The sequence below is a fragment of the Reinekea sp. genome (assembly GCF_982785585.1).
Genome location: NZ_CEYAVF010000057.1, coordinates 2,434 through 7,392, shown reverse-complemented (window position 1 = coordinate 7,392; position 4,959 = coordinate 2,434). Strand labels below are relative to the sequence as shown.

The window sequence follows — 4,959 nt, the reverse complement described above, 5'->3', positions numbered from 1 at the left end:
CCATACAAATACCGATTAAACGATAAGGTATTGCCTGCGTTAAACCCGACCGGGTCGGGCGACATAAAGCGGCCCAATTCGCTGTTGTACCAGCGGGCACCCATATTGGTCAGGTTGGACTCGGGGTAATACTCGTGGCCGGCGTAGCTCACTGTCTCGGCGGCGCCTTGGGTTTTGGGGTCACCGTAGGCGCTGTATTCCCGTATCCATAAGACCGCGCCGGTTTCGTTGGTGGCCATAATCGGGCTGCCGAGGTGGTCGTGGTGGTAAAAGGTAATGGTTTCCCCAGCCGCGTTGGCACTCACCAGGGTGGATAGCAGCCCGGTACCGAGCAACAGGGCCGCTAGGAGGAGCATTGAACATCGGTTGATCAATTTCATATGTGTCTCCTTAGCCCCAGGGGATTTGGTTTGGATCTAACGGTGGATTTTGGCAGTTGAAGTTCGGCTTACGTTGCCAGGCGCGCCACGATTTGGATTGGGTGCGGTACTTGCCGCTGGTGCGGCCGAGAAGGTCCGTCCGGCCGGTGTTCATCAGTTCGGGCCGGCGGTAGAGCGACACCTGGTAATGTTGGTAACAGTAATAGTGCCGCCAGGTACCACTGGATACGTATTCACGGCGCACGCCCCCGTTGGCGGTTTTGGTTTGGTATTCATACAGCCATTGATCGCCAGTACTGCCGTGAGGAACGCCCGCAGAATCCCGTTGTTGGATAAATAACCACTTTTCCCGGCGCACTGGGCTGACCTCGGCCAGGGCCCCTTCATTGGGAAATATTTGGTGATTCCAACTGTCGTAGGCATTCGTGCCGCAGTCGCCGACAAAGGCGACCGCTGCGGTACCGCCGTGGGTTAGTCCGCCGCTATCTAGATAGGCTTGGGTAACGGTACCCTTCTGCAGATAGACTGGGCGGTGATATAGGTAGGTTTTTTTGCGCGCTATGTCTTCTTGGTAATCGCATTCCACATAGTCGAGTACGTATTGGCCATCGCGCTTCGCCATAAGGCGGTTATCGAGATAGATCAGGTTCGAGGTCACGTCGCTGGCGGGCCGCTCCTCAAACATCAGACGGCCGCTGGGATCGTAGAGGGTGTAATGGTATGGCTGGCCATTTTTTAGAGTGAGCAGTTTGTTGTGATTGCCATCGTATAGATAGTTCCAGGTGATGCCGTTGTTGTTATCGTATTCAACCAATAGCTTGTCATCCGAATAACCATAGCTGTCGCCGCCATAGGTCATCACTCGGCCGTCGGGTGAATAGCCGAGCAGTTGGTTTAAGCCATTTTTCTTGACCGAGCTGAGCCGATTGGACACAGGGCTGTAGAGGTAATCGATCACCTGATTGCCGGTTTGCTTGCGCACCAAATCCCCTATCGGCGAATAGCTAAAGGACTCAATCACTCCGCCCTGGGCATTTTTCACCTGCTTTAATTGATAAAGTTGGTCGAAGCTGAAGTTGAGACTCTTAGCCGGATTGAGTCGATCGGTAATGCCCGACACATAGGTGCCATTGCTAAATTGGTAGGCCTTACTCCACAGGTTGGCGTGTTGAATGCCACTGATCTGGCCGCTGTCGGCTGACTGTTGATAGTTCGATACCAGGCCATTGCCATAGCGCAGCGATTTCAAAGCGCCGTTAGGCCAGTATTGAATTTGACTGATGTAGTCGCCCACCTGGGTGCTTTGGCCGATCCGATTGGGTTGGTAACCCACCACCTCCCGATCTGGGTATTGCACCGTATTGAGCACGCCTTCTGGGCTGTAACTGTAGGCAAAGTTCCACACCAGCTCACCGACATCATCGATGTTCTTGCCATGGCTAACCGTTTGCGGACCAGTGGGCCCGCGCGGCGGCAGCGATCGACCGGAATAGTTGGAATAGATCGGATAGGTATTGATCACGGCTGGTACGGCTTGGGAGGTGATATGAGTAAGCTGGGCGGTTAGAATTTGATCGTCCTTATCGGTGGTGTAGGCCCAGTTCAAACCATTCTTGCGCAGGGTTTGGCGACGATTCAGGTCGTCGTAGGTGTGCGTGACATTGAGGCTTGGGGTGGTAAATATTTCCGCGGTTAGGCGGCCGAGGCCGTCGTATTGGTAGCGCACGGGGCTGTCTTCATTAATCTTTTGGTAGACGAGCTGGCCGTTGGCATCGTATTGATACTGCACCAGGCCGGTTTCGGGCGTGGAATAGGAAGCCAATAGGCCTTCCGCGTTGTAATTGAAGTATTGGGTTTTACCGACCGCCACAACCTTGTCGAGCAAACCATTGTCTAGATAGCTCATATTGATCTGTGTGGCAGCGCTGGGGTGATCGCCGCCGGCGGGATGACGCACCTCGACCACCGCTTCGGAACCGAAGTCACCGAACAGGCGGCTTTTCTCATATTTCACCACCCCTTCTTTATCGGTTACTTTTATCTCAAACGGACCGATATAATCGAGCTGGGTTAAGCTGCCGTCGGCGCCGCGAATTTCATAGCGCAGGCCGTTAGGGTGTTGTTTGAAAAGAGTTCGATTGGCATCGGTCACATTTTGGCTATAGGGCACCGGCACCGATTGGGATTTCACGCTGCCATCATCATTGTGCTGATAGTCCACCTTATAATGGTAGGCCGAACCGGTGCCAACCCCAGTGCCATTCACCTCTACTCGGTAGGCCATGCCCAAGCCATTAAAGTGAGTTGTCTCGGATTGAGTGCCATTGATCCGGCTGGTCGAAAAGCCACCGCTGGCCGGGTAATCGTAGGAGTACAGAATGGTCGCTCGGCTGGCCTCGGCTGGCTGTTCCCATTCCAGCTTGCCAAACACATCAAAGCCATAACGGGTGGTGCGATTCCCCCATCGGGTCTGCGCAGTAATCTGGCCCTCGCTCACCGTTCGGGAAGCACGGTAGCCTTCCGGTCCGGCCACTTTGCGGGCCACACCCTGGTGGTAGTCGTGGTAGGTGGTGACGTTTAACAGGGGGTCGGTCACGCGGCTCAATTCATCGTAGGCGCCATAGTCGTATCGGGTGATGCGCCCGTTTTCCGATCGACTCTGCACCAACCCATTGGCGTGGTAGCGGTTAATGGTTTTATAGGGCAACCCGCTAATGCCGCTCTCTGCCACTAGGCCCAGATGATGAATGCCGGGCAATTGGGCGTAGCGGGTGTAGGTTTCGATGCTGGGAAACAGATCCGATGCGCCAGGTGACTGCCCCTCGCTCGATGCCGTGCTGGGGTAGCTGTAACGGGTGAGCTGAGGGCGGTAATAGCGGTCAAAATCGCTGAGGGTTTTTTTAACGCTGCCGATCCAAACAAACTGACCGCCGGCGTTGGGTACCCAACGCTTCTCAACGCTCTCCTTAAGCACGGCGTGAGAACGCCTGCTCGCATTGGCAGTCCCTGCTGGCGGGGCATAGGCCTGCAGATACTGCATGCGCTTGTCAGTGTAGGTGCCAGCGTTGTCGAACTGGGTTTGCTGTAACAGGGCGCCGTTTTGCCAGTTGTAGACGGTACTGTTGGGGGACCACTTTTCATAAAAGCGGTAGGCCATTTGGTAAACCCCGTGGTTGGCGGTGGTCACCAAGGCGCCGTCGCTGTCACGCCTATAGAGGTAGCCAATGCTGTAGCTGCCGTGGGCCGGAATACTGAACTGGCGCGAGGCGACTCTGGGTGTGTTGTGGGGCGCGTCCAAGCGACTGGCGGCGTAGACCACCGTGACGCAAGCGCCTAATGGATTGCATACGCGCTGCTGGGTTGCCGAATCGTAGTGGTATTGCCAGGTGCCACCGCCCTGATAGGTGACGGTCAGTTGTTTTGACCGATTCGTGATGGCAAACCGGGCGATGGGTTCGGTCCGGGTATTGATCGTCACCTTGTCGGTATCGATCACAAATTGATTGAACCGTGAGGTCAGTTCCAGTGTCTGCACACTTAATAGATTTAACCTCAAATAGTTGCCTGCGCTATCCATCAAGGTGCTGGGCAGCCCCAATTGGCGTTGCGCCAAGTAGGCATTGGCCGCACTGTCGCGATAGTAATATCGCAGGCCCTCTGGGGACGTTAGCTGAAGCCGGTAAGAGGCGTCGTCGGGCGTGCAATCGAGTTGCCAATTTGAATTAGACAGATACACGCCCTGCCCGGCATCGAAATGGTCTGGTAAGAAGGTCACCGTGCTGCCCGAATGCACTCTAAAGGCGGCGGGGTTGGCTAGGCTAATGGAGCTACAATAGGCACTGGAAACAGCCCGGGTCTGGCCCAAACTATAGAGATCATAGAGTGCCGCGTAACCGCCCGGTAAGGCGCCGCTGCCTAAGGCAAAGGATCGGACTAAGGGAAACTGACTGTGGCTGCCGAGCTGAATATTGTAGTCATTTTGCAGTACGGCAGAGGTGCCAGTGTAGTGATCGATAATGTCCAGACCGTAACTTTGACTGAGCGGTCGGCCGGCGGGTTCGGTGTCTGTCCAATTGGCATGGGTTAACGAACTCAGGGTAATAAAAACTGCAATTAGCCCTACCCGAGGTAGGATGTTGGGCATCTGGTTTATCCTTTTTGTTAGTGATGATCAAAAAAAAGGATTTTGTCTGTCAGAAAAATGTAAGGCAATAGTGTGTTTGATTTTTTGTGACGAAAATCTAAAAAAATTTAATATGGGGGCGGGGGTGGATTGCCTATGAATTTTCGTAAAAAAATACGACATGCGAACGCTAACTATTCCTTAACCGCGAGTTAGTTGTCTTTGTGGTGTTAATTTTAAAGTCTTTGTGTAGCCTGCCCCAATGGTCTTTCAATCCTTCTTTGTGTCCATCATGCATCGGCAGTGCCTCTAGCGCGTCAGGCCATAGCTCGCGTGCCTTGCTTAGCGTGTCAACTAGATGTGGTTTTATGGCCCGCCATGGGATACCTGATTTTTCTGCCCACAATTGGAAATGCGCCATTGAGGCACCATAAAATTCCTTCGTTTTGCCGAGGT

Annotated in this window: 2 protein-coding genes and 1 pseudogene; all 3 read right to left on the bottom strand. The window is 54.0% G+C overall.

The features are described from left to right. Positions 1-380 (bottom strand): RHS repeat domain-containing protein (locus AC4FIC_RS14760; RefSeq protein WP_490359434.1); only part of this gene is annotated, 380 nt, incomplete at its 3' end. A 10-nt stretch (positions 381-390) separates the two neighbouring features. Further along, a complete protein-coding gene (locus tag AC4FIC_RS14755; RefSeq protein WP_488083960.1) occupies positions 391-4,524 on the bottom strand; it encodes an RHS repeat domain-containing protein in 4,134 nt (1,377 codons plus the stop codon). A gap of 169 nt (positions 4,525-4,693) precedes the next feature. Then, positions 4,694-4,959, bottom strand: a pseudogene (locus tag AC4FIC_RS14750) (hypothetical protein); the annotation flags it as partial.